This is a genomic window from Pseudomonas sp. FG36 (genome assembly GCF_057809275.1).
The window spans coordinates 263696-281348 of record NZ_JBMDJQ010000001.1; the positions used below are offsets into that span (position 1 = coordinate 263696).

The 17653-nt window shown below is 65.9% G+C and carries 15 protein-coding genes and 1 pseudogene; 5 read left to right on the forward strand and 11 right to left on the reverse strand.

Annotated features, from left to right (window positions below; genetic code table 11):
* Positions 1-8 precede the first annotated feature (8 nt).
* Positions 9-632: an urease accessory protein UreG gene (gene ureG / locus ACODS9_RS01185; RefSeq protein WP_401105335.1), complete on the forward strand. Its 624-nt coding sequence runs from the start codon at positions 9-11 to the stop codon at positions 630-632.
* A 247-nt stretch (positions 633-879) separates the two neighbouring features.
* Entirely contained in the window at positions 880-1116 is a 237-nt protein-coding gene (locus ACODS9_RS01190; protein WP_489093061.1) for a hypothetical protein, read from the forward strand.
* 263 nt (positions 1117-1379) lie between these two features.
* Here the strand turns inward: ACODS9_RS01190 and ACODS9_RS01195 are convergent, their stop codons facing one another.
* The 7 genes and pseudogenes from ACODS9_RS01195 to ACODS9_RS01225 form a co-directional block, all read right to left on the reverse strand.
* Positions 1380-1991, reverse strand: coding sequence for a cell wall hydrolase (locus ACODS9_RS01195; protein WP_401105339.1), 612 nt, complete (start codon positions 1989-1991; stop codon positions 1380-1382).
* A gap of 46 nt (positions 1992-2037) precedes the next feature.
* A complete protein-coding gene (locus ACODS9_RS01200; RefSeq protein ID WP_401105341.1) occupies positions 2038-2955 on the reverse strand; it encodes an AEC family transporter in 918 nt (305 codons plus the stop codon).
* A 132-nt stretch (positions 2956-3087) separates the two neighbouring features.
* Complete coding sequence (locus ACODS9_RS01205; protein ID WP_401105343.1) at positions 3088-3951, reverse strand: LysR family transcriptional regulator; 864 nt, start codon at positions 3949-3951, stop codon at positions 3088-3090.
* Positions 3952-4020: 69 nt separating this feature from the next.
* Complete coding sequence (locus ACODS9_RS01210) at positions 4021-4869, reverse strand: ABC transporter permease (protein WP_046855806.1); 849 nt, start codon at positions 4867-4869, stop codon at positions 4021-4023.
* Entirely contained in the window at positions 4866-5876 is a 1011-nt protein-coding gene (locus ACODS9_RS01215; protein ID WP_401105345.1) for an ABC transporter substrate-binding protein, read from the reverse strand. The genes ACODS9_RS01210 and ACODS9_RS01215 overlap by 4 nt, the downstream gene beginning before the upstream one ends.
* A gap of 98 nt (positions 5877-5974) precedes the next feature.
* Positions 5975-6730 (reverse strand): methyl-accepting chemotaxis protein, encoded by a 756-nt coding sequence (locus tag ACODS9_RS01220; protein WP_371041468.1) that lies wholly within the window; start codon positions 6728-6730, stop codon positions 5975-5977.
* Positions 6731-6832: 102 nt separating this feature from the next.
* Positions 6833-8122, reverse strand: a pseudogene (locus tag ACODS9_RS01225) (methyl-accepting chemotaxis protein); the annotation flags it as partial.
* Positions 8123-8384: 262 nt separating this feature from the next.
* Here ACODS9_RS01225 and ACODS9_RS01230 point away from each other — a divergent pair.
* Positions 8385-9704, forward strand: a complete 1320-nt coding sequence (locus ACODS9_RS01230) for a Na+/H+ antiporter family protein (protein ID WP_023630663.1) — start codon at positions 8385-8387, stop codon at positions 9702-9704.
* A 150-nt stretch (positions 9705-9854) separates the two neighbouring features.
* Here ACODS9_RS01230 and ACODS9_RS01235 read toward each other — a convergent pair whose 3' ends face one another.
* Positions 9855-10856: a FecR family protein gene (locus ACODS9_RS01235; protein ID WP_046855803.1), complete on the reverse strand. Its 1002-nt coding sequence runs from the start codon at positions 10854-10856 to the stop codon at positions 9855-9857.
* 351 nt (positions 10857-11207) lie between these two features.
* Between ACODS9_RS01235 and ilvA the strand changes: the two genes are divergently transcribed.
* Positions 11208-12770: a threonine ammonia-lyase, biosynthetic gene (ilvA, locus tag ACODS9_RS01240; RefSeq protein WP_489093062.1), complete on the forward strand. Its 1563-nt coding sequence runs from the start codon at positions 11208-11210 to the stop codon at positions 12768-12770.
* A gap of 82 nt (positions 12771-12852) precedes the next feature.
* Positions 12853-14001, forward strand: coding sequence for an L-threonine dehydrogenase (gene yiaY / locus ACODS9_RS01245; protein ID WP_489093063.1), 1149 nt, complete (start codon positions 12853-12855; stop codon positions 13999-14001).
* A gap of 72 nt (positions 14002-14073) precedes the next feature.
* Here the strand turns inward: yiaY and ACODS9_RS01250 are convergent, their stop codons facing one another.
* The 3 genes from ACODS9_RS01250 to ACODS9_RS01260 form a co-directional block, all read right to left on the reverse strand.
* Entirely contained in the window at positions 14074-15267 is a 1194-nt protein-coding gene (locus tag ACODS9_RS01250; RefSeq protein ID WP_489093064.1) for a DUF8534 domain-containing protein, read from the reverse strand.
* A gap of 94 nt (positions 15268-15361) precedes the next feature.
* Positions 15362-15829 carry a VOC family protein gene (locus ACODS9_RS01255; protein WP_401105355.1) on the reverse strand — a complete coding sequence of 156 codons (468 nt, stop codon included), beginning with the start codon at positions 15827-15829 and terminating at the stop codon, positions 15362-15364.
* A gap of 162 nt (positions 15830-15991) precedes the next feature.
* Positions 15992-17611, reverse strand: coding sequence for an NADP-dependent glyceraldehyde-3-phosphate dehydrogenase (locus ACODS9_RS01260; RefSeq protein ID WP_489093065.1), 1620 nt, complete (start codon positions 17609-17611; stop codon positions 15992-15994).
* Between the last annotated feature and the right edge of the window lie 42 nt (positions 17612-17653).

Below are 17653 nucleotides of genomic sequence, written 5' to 3' on the forward strand. Positions count from 1 at the left end.
CTGCCACGATGCAAAACTACCAGCAACCCCTGCGTGTCGGCGTCGGCGGCCCGGTCGGCTCCGGCAAGACCGCGCTGCTCGAAGCCCTGTGCAAGGCCATGCGTGATCACTACCAGATCGCCGTGGTGACCAACGACATCTATACCAAGGAAGACCAGCGCATCCTCACCGAAGCTGGGGCCCTGGAGCCTGAGCGTATCGTCGGCGTCGAGACCGGCGGCTGCCCGCACACGGCGATCCGCGAGGATGCCTCGATGAACCTGGCCGCCGTCGAAGCGCTGGCGCGCCAGTTCGGCAACCTCGAGGTGATCTTCGTCGAGAGTGGCGGTGACAACCTCAGCGCCACCTTCAGCCCGGAACTGGCTGACCTGACCATCTATGTGATCGATGTCGCCGAGGGCGAGAAGATCCCGCGCAAGGGTGGGCCGGGCATCACCAAGTCAGACTTTCTGGTGATCAACAAGACCGACCTCGCGCCCTATGTAGGGGCGTCGCTGGAGGTGATGGAACGTGACACCCGGCGCATGCGCCCGGAGCGGCCGTGGACGTTCAGCAACCTGAAGAAGGGCGAGGGGTTGCAGGCAGTGATCGATTTTATCGTCGAGCGCGGGATGCTGGGGATCGGGCGGTAGAGGTGCAGTACCCATGAGGCCGAGCACAGCCCGCGTGGTGCTTCGCTTCACGGCTGCTGGCCCCGTACCTTGGCGCCACCACGTCCTCAAGCACGACGTCCTACAAGTCAAAAGAGCGCTTCTAGGCGGCGAAGCGGTCTTTTCCTAACGCTGCCTGGCATGGTGGACGGATAAAGTCTGTCGGGTTGCAGGGGAAAACGCTTCTGCCTGCGCAATTGAAAACCAGAAGTCACTGAAAGGACACTGCATGAAAAAGGTTGTACTGGCCGCGTTGCTGGCATCTGCAAGCTTGACCCAACTTGCCTATGGCAATGAGCCAGCGAGCTCTACCAAAGGCGCTTCACCGTTCTTCCAAAGCAGCAGTGCGGAAAAGACGCTGCAGGTTGCCGCCACCTTTATCGGTGACATTGGAGCGGGCGCATGCCCGGCCGGCACTGCTCGAACTTCCGCCGGTAGCTGTCAGCCTCCTATTGAATTCGATTGATGTAGCGTGGGGTAGGCAGCTTGGTGAAATGGCCCTGATCTGCGGCGAATACAGCCGCAGATCAGGGCCGATGCTATTGGTCAATGCATTGAGGTTAATTGATCAGTCTCATCTACACCTGCCTCAGCGTGCCATTGATGACCGAGTCCACCGCGGCACCCGAACCCTCGCTCAGCGCTCTCTGCCAAGCACATCGCGGCTGGCTCCAGCGACGCCTGGGCGGACCTGGCTGGTATCGGCGACGGTCGGTTTTTGATCTTGGCTTATCGTGCCAATGCCTGGTTCGGCTTGTAGAACAGGAAATGCGTGGTCTGGGCCGTCTTGCGATAGGCCTTGGCCCAGTCGGGACGGACGCTGCGGTCATGGAAATACAGGGCGCCACCGGTGGGGTCCTTGAGCTGCTGGTTGAGTGCCTTGCGGGCGATTTCCTTGGCCACCGCGTAACGCTCCGCTTCTTCCACCTGGTCGGAGCGCCCGTCGCACCACCAGGAAAACTGACAACTCTTGCTTTCCACCCCCTGCTTGACCACGCCGCAGATGCTGTCGGGAAAGCCTTCGTGGCCGAGACGATTGAGCACCACGCTGGCCACCGCGCTCATGTCCTCGGCGTCGGCGCCCTTGGCTTCCCAGTAGATGGTGCGGGCCAGGCAGGTGATGCTGTCGTCCATCGGCGCCTGGCCTGCCGGGTCGACGGCCTGGACTTCACCGGGGGTCAGGGTTTCCTGTTTTTTGGGCGGAGGGGCATCCTCGACCACCTTCTCCTCGAGCACCTGAGCCTTGTCTTCGGCAACGGCGGCCTGCTGGCTGTCGGCGGCGGGGAGGGGGCCTGCGAGCAGGGTCAGGGACAGACCGAACAGCATCCACGCAAGGCGCATGATCGAGACTCCGCAAGAGGGCTGTCCACAGTCTAGCCGTTCGGTTTCAATTCAGTGTCAGGCTCAGCACCAGGGGCAGGGTCGCGGCGGCGGCGATGGTCTGCAGGGCGATGATGGTTGCCATCAACGGTGCGTTGCCGCCCATCTGCCGGGCCATCACATAGGACGATGACGCGGTGGGCAGAGCCTGGAACAGCACCGCCACCACCGCGGCCTGGCCGCCCAGCCCGAACAACCGGCACAGGCCCCAGGTGGCCACTGGCATGACCAGGAACTTGAACAGCGACGCGGCCAGCACCGGCCTGACCTGCTGCCCCAACTGCGCCCCACCGAGCGCCGCGCCGACGCACAGCAGGCCCAGCGGCAGCGCCGCCTGGCCCAGGGCCTTGACCGTGGGCTCCAGACCGGCCGGCAGGCCGAGGCCGGTTACCCGCAGCAACAGGCCCGCCGCGCAGCCGATGATCAACGGGTTGGCGAAGATCGCCTTGAGCACTGTGGTCGGTGAGCTGTGGCGTGCGCTGAAGCGGGCGAACACCAGTACGCAGAGCAGGTTGACCAGCGGCACGATGGCGGCGTTGGCCACCGCCGCGAGGGCGATGCCGGCAGTGCCGTAGAGGCCGGCGGCCAGGGTGGCGCCGATGTAGTTGTTGAAGCGCACGCCACCCTGGAACACCGAGGTGAAGTCGCCGCCGTCATGGCTGGCGACGCCCTGGTAGAGCACCAGCAGCAGGGCGCCGAGCAGGGTCGCGAGCATCAGTACACCGACCATGCCCAGCACTGGCACGCCGTCGAGGTTGGCGGTGGCCAGGCCGTGCAGGAACAACGACGGCAGCAGCACGTAATAGCTCAGGCGTTCGGCACCGGGCCAGAATGTCTCGGCGACAAAGCCACGGACCCGCAGCCAGGTGCCCAGGGCGATGAGCAGGATGATCGGGACGAGGGTGGTGAGCAGCAGGTGGAGCATGGCGGGTGGTCCGTGGCCGGGTACGGGCACAGACTAGCGGAGTTGAGTGAGCAGAAAAAACGGTGTTTTCTTGAGTGACCGATGAGAAAAAATGCATTGTCCAGGGCTGCTGCGCAGCGCTTTCGTCGGTGTTCAAGCCTCGATCGCGGTCTTCAGTACCGCACTCAGGTGCCGCCGCTGGCTCTTTTCATGTTCCAGCAGCACCATGCGCCGGGTCAGCTGCGGTTCACCGAAGGGCAGCACGGTGGCGGCTGGCAGCCGTTCGAGGTCATCGTCGCTCATGGGGATGACCGCCACCCCGAGCCCCATGGCCGCCATGCGCGCCAGGGCTTCCTGGCTGTCGAGTTCCATCTGCTCGTTGACCTGCAGGCGCTGACGACGCAGTTCCTGTTCGATTTGGCGGCCGGCCCAGGCGCGTTTGTCGAAGCGCAGGAACGGTTGGCTGGCGAGCAGCGCCGACAGGCTCTGGCCCGCCAGATCCGGGCTGGCGATAGCCCAGAAGCGGTCCTCGAACAGCGGCGTGTACTGCAGGCTTTGCGGGTAGGGGCTGACCGGTTCGGTGGTGATTGCCGCGTCCAGCTCGCCATCTTCGACCCGCCGGGCGAGTTCCGCAGACATGCCCGAGACCACGCTGACATGCAGCTCGGGGTGGTGCGCCTTGATCCACACCAGTGCCCTGGGCAGGCGCCGGGCGAGCACGGTGTGGATCGCGCCGATACGCAGGCGACCGCGTAGGCTCGGGCCGCTGGCCAGGGTGTCGGCCAGTTCGTCGTAGGCGGCCAGGATACCTTCGGCGCGGGCCACCGCCAGCTGGCCGGCCTCGGTCAGCATCACCTGGCGGCGGCTGCGGTCGAACAGGGCGACCTGCAGCTCGTCTTCCAGGGTCTTGATGTGCAGGCTCACCGCCGAAGGGGTCAGGCTCAGCAGGTCGGCGGCGCGGGCGAAGGTGCCATGGCGGGCGATGGTGACCAGGGTGCGCAGGGCTTTGAGGGACACGCGGAGCTCCGGTTCGTGACGTGGCAGGCTAGGGCGCAAAGGCCTGGCTACGATACGCGAATGCGCGCCTCAACGCCCGGGGCGTCCGTATGCCTGGCTGATGCGGTCGATCACCATCGCCAGCGCGACGATCGCCAGGCCCGCCTCGACGCCCTGGCCAACGTTCAGGGTCTGGATGCCGGCCAGCACGTCCTCGCCCAGCCCGCGGGCGCCGATCATCGAGGCGACCACCACCATCGACAGGGCCATCATCACCGACTGGTTGAGCCCGGCCATGATGCTTGGCAGGGCCAGCGGCAGGGCGATGCGCCGCAGCCGTTGCCAGCGGCTGGCGCCCAGGCCGTGGGCGGCCTGCAGCAGAGACGGGTCGATCTGCGCCAGGCCCAGCTCGGTCAGGCGCACCAGCGGCGGCAGGGCGTAGATCAGCGTGGCGAACACCGCCGGCACCTTGCCCAGGCCGAACAGCATCAGCACCGGAATCAGGTAGACGAAGGCCGGCAGGGTCTGCATCACGTCGAGCACCGGCAGGATCAGGCGCCGGGCCAGCGGGCGGGTGGCCAGCAGGATGCCCAGCGGCACCCCGATCAGCACGCACAGGCCGGTGCTGACCAGCACCAGGGCGAGGGTCTGCAGCAGCTTGTCCCACAGCCCGAGCATGCCGATCAGCGCCAGCAGCAGTGGCAGCATCAACGCCCGGGCCAGACTGCGGCTGGCATGCCAGGCCAGCAGGCCGACCAGCACCAGCAACAGCCACCAGGGCAGCAGGCGAAGCAGGTTTTCCAGGCCTAGCAGCAGTTGCAGCAACTGGTCGGAGACGGTGCGCAGATGATCGCCATAGTGCAGGACCAACCAGTCGACCAGGCGGTTGACCCAAGCGGCGAAAGAAAATTGCAGGGCTTCGGGAAAACCACCACTCACAGGCCGGCCTCGACCTTGGCGGCGCGTTCGGCGGGCAGCCAGGCCTTCCACACCGCAGGGTTGTCACGCAGGAAGGCGATCGCTGCGTCGCGGGGTTTCTGCCGGGTTTCGCTCATGTGGGCGAGTGCCTTGTTCAGGGTGTCGATGGGCAGGTCGACTTTCTCGAATACGGCGACCAGTTCCGGGTGGGCGTCACGAAACGCCTTCGACACCCCGATGGAGAGCTTGGCCGGCAACGAACGGCTGCCTTTGGGAGCGGGATTGGCGGCATCGGTGAGGGTGGCCCAGGCGGCCGCATCGAACGGGGGCTCTTCGAGGCGTACCAGGTCGTAGCGGCCCATCAGCGGAGTAGGGCTCCAGTAGTAGAACAGCACGGGCTTGCCGAGCTTGATCTTGGCGGCGATCTCGGCGTCGAGGGCCGCGCCGGTGCCGCTGCGGAAATTGTTGTACAGCCCGTCCAGGCCATAGGCCTTGAGCTTCTGGCTGTTGACGGTCTCGGAAGTCCAGCCGCTGGGGCTGTTGAGGAAGCGGCCCTTGCCGGGCGCCTCGGGGTCGTCGAATACCTGGGGGTAGCGCTTGAGGTCGTCGACGCTGCGCAGGTCCGGCGCAAGGGGTTCGAGGTTGCGTGCCGGGTCGCCCTTGATGACGTAGGCCGGTACCCACCAGCCTTCCTCCGCGTTCTTCACCGTGTCGCCCAGGGCGAACACCTGGCCGGCCTGCTCGGCCTTGACCCAGGCGGGGCTGCGCCCGGCCCATTCCTCGGCGATCACTTGCAGGTCGTTGCGCGCCAGGGCCACTTCCATGCTCACGGTGCTGCCGGGCAGGGTGTCGGTGGGGTAGCCGTAGCCACGTTCGACGATCAGGCGCAGGATCTCGGTGGTCAGTGCGCCGCTTTCCCAGCCGATGGCGCCGAAGTGGATGGGTTGCTCGGCCGCAGCGGCGGAGTCGGTGCTGGCCAGGCCGAAGGCAAGGAGCAGGCTGGCCAGCAGGGTAGGAACTTTCTTCATCGGGGCCTCGTCGGTGCCGGTCCGTGGGTTCCGGCAAAAGTGTAGACGACGAGGCTTTTCAGCCGAGACCACCTGCAAGCGGCCCCGGCGCTTGGCAGTTAAACGCGGAACTGATCCATCAACCCCTGCTGCTGGTTGGCCAGGCTGTTGAGCGACTGGCTGACCCGCGCCGATTCGTTGGCCTGGCCGCTCAGCGACTCGGTCACGTCACGGATGGTGGCGACGTTGCTGTTGATCTCCTCGGCCACCGCGCTCTGTTCCTCGGCGGCGCTGGCGATCTGCAGGTTCATGTCGGTGATCACGGTCACCGCCTGGCCGATGCGCTGCAGCGCGGTAACGGCCTGGCCGACCTGTTCAACGCCGCCCTGGGCCTGGCGATGGCTGCTGTCCATGGCGCCGACCACTTCCTGGGTGCCGGCCTGCAGGGCCTCGATCACCTGGCGGGTTTCCTCCACCGACTCCTGGGTGCGGCGCGCCAGGTTGCGCACTTCGTCCGCGACCACGGCGAAACCGCGGCCAGCCTCCCCGGCGCGGGCCGCTTCGATCGCGGCGTTGAGCGCCAGCAGGTTGGTCTGCTCGGCGATCGAGCGGATTACCTCGAGCACCGAACCGATCTTCTCGCTGTTGCGCGCCAGGCCCTCGACCTGGGCCATGGCGCCGCTCATGTCGGCGGCCAGGGTGTCGATGCTGGTGGTGGTGCGGTCGATTACCGCCAGGCCTTCGCGGGTGGCCTGGTCGGCTTCACGCGCGGCCTGGGCGGCCTGGGCCGCGCTGCGGGCGACATCCTGGGCGGTGGCGCTCATCTCGTGGGAGGCGGTGGCCACCTGGTCGACCTGGCGGTATTGCTGCTCCATGCCGGCGCTGGTTTCGGCGGCGATGGCCGCGGACTGGTCGGCGGTGCCGCGGGCGGCCTGGACCGAGCGCTTGACCTCGGCGATGGTCGGCTGCAGCTTGTCGAGGAAGCGGTTGAACCAGCCGGCCAACTCGCCTAGCTCGTCCTGCTTGTCGTATTGCAGGCGGCGGGTCAGGTCGCCTTCGCCGCTGGCGATGTCCTTGAGCATGGCGGCCACGCCAAGAATCGGCCGGGTCACGCCGCGTGCCATCAGCCACACCAGCAGCAGGCCGGCGATGGCGGCGGCCAGGCCCAGGCCCAGTTCGAGCAGGGTGCCGCTGGTGTTGAGGGCGTCGAGTTCTACCTTGAGCGCCTCGGCCGGCCCGGTCAGGGCACTTTCCGGCACGTCCAGCAGCACGCCCCAGGGCTTGCCGCCGGGGATCGGTTCGAACGCAGCCAGCACTTTCAGGCGCTGCTGATCGTGGAGGATCTGCAGTTTGCCTTCGGCGAGCTTGCGCACCAGTTCCGCGCCCTGGGTCCGGTCGACCTGGTCGAGGCGCTGGGCCAGCTTGCCGGCGTCGGCGCTGTAGCCCGCCAGCAGGCCCACGGGGCTGAGGATGCCGACCGTGGTCTGGCCCTCGTAGAGGCTGCGGCTGGCGGTCTGGCTCAAAGCCTGCAAGCTGTTGAGGTTGATGTCGATGGACAGGGTGGCGATGACCTTGTCGCCGGCCTTGAGCGGGAAGACGATGCTGGTCATCAGCACGCGCTGGCCGTCGATGTCATAGAAGTACGGCTCGACCACGCACACTGTGCCGGTGCTGCGCGGGCACACCCACCAGGTGTTGGCCGGCTGGCCACTGGGGCCGATCTCGGTGTTGGCCATGTCGTGCTCGGGCAGCGCCATCGAGGTCAGCTGGCCGACCCGCGGCTGCGACCAGTACAGGGCGAAGCGCCCGGTCTCGTTGCTGCCCAGTTCGCTCTGGCCGGCGAACAGCTTGTCCTTGCCATCCAGCGCGCCCGGTTCGAACACCAGCGACAGGCCGAGCAGGTCGGGGTTGGCTTGCAGCGCGGCACGCACCTGGGCGGTCATGTCCTGGCGCAGGTCGTAGGCGTCGAGGAAGCGCTTTTCCGCCTGTTCGCGCAGGAACAATACCTGACGGGCGAAACCGGCGCCGTACTGGTAGGCGTCCATGAACTGACGGCGGATGTTCAGGGCCTGGACTTCGCCCTGGGACTCGATGCGCGACTGTGCCGAGTCGGAGAGCATGCGCATGCTGCTGGCTTTGACCAGGTCCGAACTGTGGTCCATGCGGTACAGCGAAAGGCCGACGAGGAGGGTGACGATAGCCGCCAGGCACAGGCCCGCCAGCAGGGTGATCTTCCATTGGATGGAGAGTTGTCGCAGCAAAGGCATGGGGAAAATCCCTTGTAATAGGTTTGATGCTGCCGACTGTGTCGGCGTGCTCGGATTTTTCTTTATTCAAACGTTCAATTAAATCCTGCGACTTTCGTCTATTTCCTACAAAGGGCCGCGGCGCAGACGCTTTTGACTTCTGTCGGTCTGTGCTTCAGAGTGTGCGCCCTTCACAACAACATCCCCTGGTCCGGCCACTGCCTGCGCGCAGTCTGTCGCCGGAATACCCGCTTTTTGTCTGTCGTAACGAGGTTTGCACACCATGAATGCAGTGATTGCCGCGGTCGGGCTCATGCTGATCCTGAGCCTGTCCCGCGTGCATGTGGTCATCGCCCTGATCATCGGCGCCCTGGCCGGAGGCCTGGTCGGTGGGCTGGGTATCGAGGGCACGCTCAAGGCCTTCAATGGTGGCCTGGGTGGCGGTGCCACGGTGGCATTGTCGTATGCGTTGCTCGGCGCCTTCGCGGTGGCCATCGCCAAGTCGGGCCTGGCCCATGCCTTGGCCGATCGTGCGCTGGCGATGATCGATCGCCAGGGCCATGCCGACGGTGGCAAGGTCAAGTGGCTGCTGATCGGCCTGATGCTGGTGGTGGCGGTGTCGTCGCAGAACATCCTGCCGATCCACATCGCCTTCATCCCGTTGCTGGTGCCGCCGCTGCTGTACGTGCTGACCCGCCTGCGCATCGACCGCCGGCTGATTGCCTGCGTGATCACCTTCGGCCTGATCACCCCGTACATGTTCCTGCCGGTCGGTTTCGGCAACATCTTCCTCAACGAGATCCTGCTGGCCAACGTCGCCCGCGCCGGTGTCGACGTGAGCGGGGTCAATGTCACCCACGCCATGGCCATTCCCGCCGCAGGCATGCTCGCCGGCCTATTGCTGGCGGTGTTCTTCAGCTACCGAAAGAAGCGTGACTACGACCTGGCGCGGATCGAGCAGGTCGAGCAGGTCAGCGTGCAGTACAACCCGGTGACCCTGCTGGTGGCCGGGGTGGCGATCGCCGCGGCATTCATCATTCAGCTGTGGCTGGACTCGATGATCATCGGCGCGATGGTCGGCTTCCTGATCTTCTCGCTGTCGGGCATCGTGCGCTGGAAGGACACCGACGACCTGTTCACCGAAGGCATGAAGATGATGGCGATGATCGGCTTCATCATGATCGCCGCTTCCGGCTTCGCCGAAGTGATGAAAGCCACCGGCGAGGTGAAGAGCCTGGTAGAGACCTCGGCGCAGTGGATCGACCACAGCAAGGGCATTGGTGCCTTGCTGATGCTGCTGGTGGGACTGTTGGTGACCATGGGCATCGGCTCGTCGTTCTCCACCGTGCCGATCCTGGCGGCGATCTTCGTGCCGCTGTGCGTGCAGCTGGGCTTCGATCCGCTGGCCACCGTGTGCATCGTCGGTACTGCCGGTGCCCTGGGCGATGCCGGTTCGCCGGCTTCGGACTCGACCCTGGGGCCGACCTCCGGGTTGAACGTGGATGGCCAGCACCACCATATCTGGGACACCGTGGTGCCGACATTCCTGCACTACAACCTGCCGCTGCTGGCGTTTGGCTGGTTTGCGGCGATGACGCTCTGATCCGGGTTTGACCTGATACCGCCGGGGCTGCTTTGCAGCCCTTTCGCCGCGGTTCATCGCCACGACGAGCCTGCTCCCACAGGAACATGTGATCGCCTGTGGGAGCCGGCTTGCCGGCGATGGGCCGCAGAGCGGCCCCAGATCGTGGATTCAGCCGCGGGTCGGCGCCGGCACGATGCGGTTGAGTACGGTACTGCCGTCCTTGCTGCGGGTCAGGTACACCGGCAGCACCTTGGGCAGCGTGTCGACCAGGCGTTCGACCTCGCGGGTGCTGTAGATGCCACTGATGCGAATGCTCGCGGTGCTGTCGTCGGCCAGCATCAGCGGCTTGTCCAGGTAGCGGTTGATCACTGGCAACGCCTGGCCGAGGCTGAGGTTGTCCAGCACCAGCCTGCCACTGCGCCAGGCCAGGCTGTTGGCGTAGTCGTCGCTCTGGTTCAGCTCGGGTTCGAAATCGCCCTTGTGGTAGCTGGCCTGCATGCCCGGGCCAAGGCGATAGCCGCCGGCGTTGCCACCGCTGCTGACCAGCACCGAACCTTCCACCAGCGTCACCTTGACCTGGTCTTCGTATTTCCACACGTTGAACTGGGTCCCGGTGACCCGGGTCTGGCCGTTGGCGGCGTGGACGATGAACGGGTGGCTGCTGTCGTGGGTGACCTTGAAGAACGCCTCGCCCTTGATCAGGGTGACCCGGCGCTCATCCTTGAAGTTCAGGAAGCGCAACTCGCTGTTGAGATTCAGCTCGACGCTGCTGCCGTCGCTCAGGCGCACCTGCCGCAGGTGGTCGCTGGCTTCGAAATGCTGGTAGCTGTTGGGCAGCCAACCCTGTTCCCAGCCGACCCAGCCGGCCAGCGGCAGGGCGAGCAGGGCGATGGCCGCGGCCGAGGCGAACGGGCGCCAGTGGCGTGTCGCCACCGGGCGGCGCACGGGCAGCGGGACCACCTGGGCGCTGCGCGGCAGCAGGTCGGCGGTGTCCCAGATCTCCAGCATCGCCTGGTATTCCTCGGCATGCCGCGGATCGGCCGCCAACCACTGGCCGAACGCCTCGCGCTCGGCCGCCGTGCAATCGTCGGCGTGCAGGCGCATGCACCAATGCGCGGCGGCATCGGTGATTGCATCGTCTTCGCTTGGAATGTGGCGGTCGTGGTTCATCGCGGCTCCCGGTTTTGCGGCATTCTACCTCCGGGCGGGGGGTTCCGAGAACGAGTTAATGGCGAATGACTATCAATTGTGCAGTTTTTCGTCGTATCTGCGGTTGGATTTCATCTGCGACTGGGCAGGGACTTCGTGAGTGTCGACAAGGGCGGTAGCGTAAGCCTTGACTTTTTCTTGCGCCACACGCTAGTTTCCCAGCCCATGAACCTATTCCCGCAGTACAGCGCCCTCAGCATTATTACCGCCATTATCAGATTGGCGGGCTAGCGCACACATGCACTGAACCCGCCCTGGAGGCGGGTTTCTTCTCTCTGACTCCTGGGCACGACAAAAAACCAGGAGTCATCGATGACCAGCTTCAGCGCCACCCTTCGCACCCCGGCAACCCCCCGGCAACTGCTGTCCGAGCAAGTGCGCCGGATTCTCTCGGCGCCAGTCTACGACCTGGCCATCGAAACCCCATTGCAAGCGGCGCCGGCCCTGTCGGCCAGCCTGGGCAACCAGGTCCTGCTCAAGCGCGAAGACCTGCAACCGACGTTCTCCTTCAAGATCCGCGGCGCCTACACCCGTCTGTCACGCCTGACTCCCGAACAGCGCGCCCGCGGCGTGATCACCGCTTCGGCCGGCAACCATGCCCAGGGTGTGGCCCTGGCCGCGTCGCACCTGGGCATCAAGGCCACCATCGTCATGCCGACCACCACACCTTCGCTCAAGGTCGAAGGCGTGTGCTCACGGGGCGGCCATGTGGTGCTGCACGGCGAGAGCTTTCCGCACGCATTGGCCCACGCCCTGCAACTGGCCGATCGCGACGGCGCCACCTTCGTACCGCCGTTCGACGACCCCGATGTCATCGCCGGGCAGGGGACCGTGGCCATGGAGATCCTGCGCCAGCACCCGGGCCCGTTGCATGCGATCTTCGTCCCCGTCGGCGGCGGCGGCCTGGTTGCCGGGATCGCCGCCTACGTCAAGTACCTGCGCCCGGAGGTCAAGGTGATCGGCGTCGAGCCGCAAGACTCCAACTGCCTGCAGGCCGCCATGGCCGCAGGCGAGCGGGTGGTCCTGCCGCAGGTCGGCACCTTTGCCGACGGGGTGGCGGTGGCGCAGGTGGGGGCGCACTGCTTCGAGCTGTGTCGCCACTTCGTCGACGAGGTGGTGACGGTCGGCAGCGACGAACTGTGTGCCGCGATCAAGGACATCTACGACGACACCCGCTCGATCACCGAGCCTTCCGGGGCCCTGGCAGTGGCTGGCATCAAGCGCTACGTGGCCCGCGAAGGGCTGCAAGGGCAGACCCTGGTGGCCATCGACTCCGGCGCCAACGTCAACTTCGACCGCCTGCGCCACGTGGCCGAGCGCGCCGAACTGGGCGAGCAGCGCGAGGCGATCATCGCCGTGACCATCCCCGAGCGCCCCGGCAGTTTCCGTGCATTCTGCCTGGCCCTGGGCAAGCGCCAGATCACCGAGTTCAACTATCGCTACTACCCAGGCAAGGAGGCACGCCTGTTCGTCGGCGTGCAAACCCATCCGCAGCAGGACCCGCGGCAACAGTTGCTGGCCAGCCTGGGCGAACAGGGCTACCAGGTGCTCGACCTGACCGACAACGAACTGGCCAAGCTGCATGTGCGTCACACCGTCGGCGGCCACGCGGCACCCGGCGCGGGCGAGCGCGTGCTGCGCTTCGAGTTCCCCGAGCGCCCGGGGGCATTGCTGGGCTTCCTCGAACGCCTGGGCAAGCGCTGGAACATCAGCCTGTTCCACTACCGCAACCATGGTGCGGCACAAGCGCGGGTGTTCGCCGGGCTGGAAGTGCCCGAGGACGAGCTGGCCGGGCTGCCACGGGCACTGGACGAGATGGGGTACCAGTACTGGGACGAGACGGAGAATCCGGCGTATCGGTTGTTCATGGGGTAGGCCGGCTTGCGCTGGATCAATGCCCACCTGCCCATTCCGGCGGATGCTGAAAACCTACCGTCAGCTTGAGAGGACCCCGGCCATGAGCAGCACGTTCTTCATCCCCGCCGTAAACATCATGGGCATCGACTGCCTGGAAGAGGCGATGGCGGCGATTGCCGGCTATGGCCTGCGCAAGGCGCTGATCGTCACCGACGTCGGGCTGGCCAAGGCCGGCGTGGCCGAGCGCATCGCCGGCATGCTGGCCATGCGCGACATCGATTCGCGGGTGTTCGACGGCGCCAAGCCCAACCCGAGCATCGCCAACGTCGAGGCGGGCCTGGCGATGCTGCGTCGCGAGGGCTGCGACTGCGTGATCTCCCTGGGCGGTGGCTCGCCCCACGACTGCGCCAAGGGCATCGCGCTGTGCGCCACCAACGGCGGGCATATCAGCGACTACGAGGGCGTCGACCGCTCGAGCAAGCCGCAGCTGCCGCTGATCGCGATCAACACCACGGCGGGCACCGCCAGCGAGATGACCCGCTTCTGCATCATCACCGACGAGGCGCGCCACGTGAAAATGGCCATCGTCGACCGCAACGTCACGCCGATCCTGTCGGTGAACGATCCGGCGCTGATGGTCGGCATGCCCAAGGGGCTCACTGCGGCCACGGGCATGGATGCCTTGACCCACGCCATCGAGGCCTATGTGTCCACCGCTGCCACGCCGATCACCGATGCCTGCGCGCTCAAGGCCATCAGTCTGGTCAGTGCCAACCTGCGCCAGGCGGTCGCCGACGGCGGTGACCTGGTGGCGCGGGAGAACATGGCCTACGCCCAGTTCCTCGCGGGCATGGCGTTCAACAATGCCTCGCTGGGCTATGTGCATGCCATGGCCCACCAGTTGGGTGGCTTCTACGACTTGCCCCACGGTGTGTGCAACGCGGTGCTGCTGCCCCATGTGCAGCGCTTCAATGCCAAGGTCAGCGCCGCGCGCCTGCGTGATGTGGCCAAGGCCATGGGGGTGAAGGTCTGCGCGCTGGACGCCGAGCAGGGGGCCGGCGCTGCGATTTCGGCCATCGAGCACCTGGCGACGGCCATCGGCATCCCGGCCGGGCTGGCGGAACTGGGGGCCAAGGTCGAGGATGTGCCGGTGCTGGCGGCCAATGCGTTGAAGGATGCCTGCGGGCTGACCAATCCACGGGTGGCCAGCCAGGTGGAGATCGAAGCGATCTTCAAGGCGGCGTTCTAGCCTGGTCGAGTCATCGCGGGGCAAGCCCGCTCCCACAAGGGCCGCGAGCCCCGGCTCTTGTGGGCGTTCCCCTCAGCGTTCGCGCATGAAGAAGCCGGCCACATACTTGCGGAAGGTATCCAGGCTCTTGAAGTCGGCATAGCGCTTGAAGTTCTCGGCATCCGGTTCCGGCCCGATCGGCTGCTCCAGCAACGACACCGACAGTACCCGGTCCTGGTCCGAGGTCAGCACCAGTTCATCCATCACCTGGCCGCCGATCACCGGGCGGCGCATCAGCACCTTGACGCCCTTGCCGGCCATCCAGTCGATCAGCGACACCAGCGCCTTGAGCGGCTCGCGTTCTTCATCGCGGTACACCGGGAACAGGTGCCCGCGTGACAGCACCGGCACGCTGGCCACGTGAATCAGTTCGTAGAAATGGCTGCCCGCGGTGGCCGGAGAATACAGCGCCAGGGCCAGCAGTGGCCCGCTGGCGCGGTTGCCGCCCCAGTACTGGTGGTGGCCCTGGAAGTCGAAGCCGTCCTCGCTGCGGTTGTTGAACAGCTTGCGCCCCTTGACCTGGTCCACGCAGTCGAGCAACAGGCCGTGCCGACGGTGGTTGCCGAACACCGTGGCCTCGCGCAGGCGCGCCTTGAGCATCATCATGTGCTTCATGTCCAGGCGGGTTTCCAGGTAGTTGCTGGCGGGCACCCGCTCCAGCAGCGGGTAGCGGCTGGCGACAGTGCGCAGGTCGGCGAACTGCGCGGTGAGGTCCTTTTTCAGGTGGGTGGCGTAGACGTTCAGGCCGCTGGCCTCGATCCAGGTCAGCAGCAGCGACAGCAGGCGCTGCTGTTCGCGGCGCTCACCGGGCTCGCGTGGCGTTGCAGGTGCCTCGCCGTCACTGGCGCGGCGATAGTCGCCGAGCAGGCGCAGTGGCGCATCCGGCGCCAGCCAGGCGGCCGGGGCGGCGTTTTCATCGGCGCGTTCGCCGGCCTCGCGCTCATCCTTGCTGAACGGGCAGCCTGGGGTGTGCTCGGGGGTTTCGGGGTTGTTGCGCAGGAACAGGGTGCCGGTGCTGCCGTTCAACGAGACGTTGAGCACCGGCAGGGCATCCTTGCGGCAGTCGCAGGCCAGCCATTGGTTGGCGCTGCGTATCTTCATCAGCCATTGGTTGGCCTGCAACAGGCGCGGGCCGGTGAGGGTGCCGCGGGCGAAGCCCACCAGCAGTTCGTCCTCTGCCGGGGTCAGGCTGCGCACCAGGGCGCCGGATTTTTCGATGATTCGCATTGAGAGGCAGCTCCAAGCTACAAGCCTCAAGCTTCAAGCAAAGCGCGGCGGCTTTCAACTTGAAGCTTGCAGCCTGGAGCCTGGAGCCTGCCGCTCACTGGCCGCCGAACAGTTTGGCGGCGCGGGCGCGGATTTCCTCGGGGCTGAGGTCTTCCTTGTGGGTGGAGACGAACCACATGTTGTTGAACGGATCCTTCAGGGTGCCGCTGCGGTCGCCGTAGAACTGGTCCTGGACTTCGCGTATTGCTGTCGCGCCGGCGCGCAAGGCCTGGGCATAGACTTTGTCGCAGTCCTCGACATACAGGTGCAGGCCGACCGCCGGAGTCTCGATGGTCTCGCTGGGTATGAGGCCGCCCTCCATGTCGCAGGGCGAGCCGAGCATCAGCGAGGAGTCGCCGATTTTCAACTCGGCATGGCCGATGCTGCCGTCAGGGCCTTCGAGGCGGAACATCTCGACGGCGCCAAAGGCCTTCTTGTAGAACTCGATGGCCTTGGCGGCGTCCTTGATGCCGAGGTACGGGGTCAGGCTGTGCTGGCCTTCGGGAATGGGTTTGACTGCCATTTACGTGCTCTCCTTTCACTTGGGTGGACCATATGCGCATTGCGCTACGGTGGTGAATTAGAGTCGTACAGGCAGGCAGGAAATCGACCTGAGGTTTAGATCGATTGCCTATAAAAACGGACCGCCTCCACGTTTTCGCAAAGGCGGAGGTGGCGGCTTCGTTCAGAAGATGTAGTCGGTCGTAAGGAAGCTCGACTGCCGGTTGCGGATGATCTCGCTGATCAATTCCTTGTTCGCTTCCTGGAACTTGGTCGCGACCAAGGTGCGAATGGAGAACACGCGCAATGCGTCATGCACCGACAAGGTCCCTTCGGCGCTGTTCTTGCGGCCGTTGAACGGATAGGTATCCGGCCCACGCTGGCACTGGGCGTTGAGGTTGATCCGGCCGACCTGGTTGGCGAAGGTATCGACCAGCGCGCCGATGGTCTGCGGGTCGTTGCCGAACAGGCTCAGCTGCTGGCCGTAGTCGGAATCGAGCACGTAGTCGATCACGCTCTGCAGGTCGCGATAGGGCACCACTGGCACCAGCGGGCCGAACTGTTCCTCGTGATAGACGCGCATGTCCTGGCTGACCGGGTAGAGCAGCGCAGGGTAGAAGAACGAGCCGCGGCTCTGCCCGCCGCCCTCGTTGAGCACCCGGGCGCCCTTGGCGGTGGCGTCGGCCACCAGGCCGTCGAGGTAGTCGAGCTTGCCGGGTTCGGGCAGCGGCGTCAGCGCCACGCCGGGCTCCCAGGGCATGCCGGGCTTGAGCGCGGCGAGCTTGCGCTGGAACTTGTCGAGAAATGCCTCGACCACGTCCTCGTGGACGAACAGGATCTTCAACGCGGTGCAACGCTGGCCGTTGAACGACAGGGCGCCGGTGACGGCCTCTTCGACGGCGTTGTCGAGGTCGACCTGGGGCAGGACGATACCGGGGTTCTTGGCGTCCAGGCCCAGCGCCGCGCGCAGGCGGTGCGGGCGTGGGTGGAGCTTCTTCAGGTCGCTGGCGGCCTTGTGGGTGCCGATGAAGGCGAACACGTCGACCTTGCCGCTGGCCATCAGCGCGCTGACGGTCTCGCGGCCGCGCCCGTAAATGACGTTGATCACCCCGGGCGGGAAGCTGTCGCGGAAGGCTTCGAGCAATGGGCGGATCAACAGCACGCCGAACTTGGCCGGCTTGAACACCACGGTGTTGCCCATGATCAGCGCCGGGATCAGCGTGGTGAAGGTTTCGTTGAGCGGGTAGTTGTAAGGGCCCATGCACAGCGCCACGCCCAGAGGTGCGCGGCGGATCTGGCCAAGGGTGCCCTGTTCGAGCTCGAAGCGGCTGGAGCGACGGTCGAGGTCCTTGAGCGCCTCGATGGTGTCGACGATGTAGTCGCAGGTGCGGTCGAACTCCTTCTCCGAATCCTTGAGGTTCTTGCCGATCTCCCACATCAGCAGCTTGACCACCGCCGTGCGCTGCTCGCGCATGCGCGCCAGGAAGGTTTCGACATGCCCGATACGCTCGGCCACGCGCATGTTCGGCCAGACGCCACGGCCTTTGTCGTAGGCGGCCACGGCCGCGTCGAGCGCGGTGAGCGCGGTGTCGGCGTCGAGCAGGGGAGCACTGCCGAGGATGACCTGGCGCTCACTGTCGCCCTCCTTGAGCCAGACCGGGCTGCGCACGGTGGCCAGGGGGCCGTCCCAGTGCCGCAGTTCACCGTTGACCAGATAGTCGCGTTGCTCCAGGGGCGAGCCGAGGCGCCAGGCTTCGGGGATGTCCTCGAGGGCGGGAAACAGCGAGTCGAGCAGACGGTCCATGGGTACTGCACCTCTCAAATCCGGATGATGAAACGCTTCAGC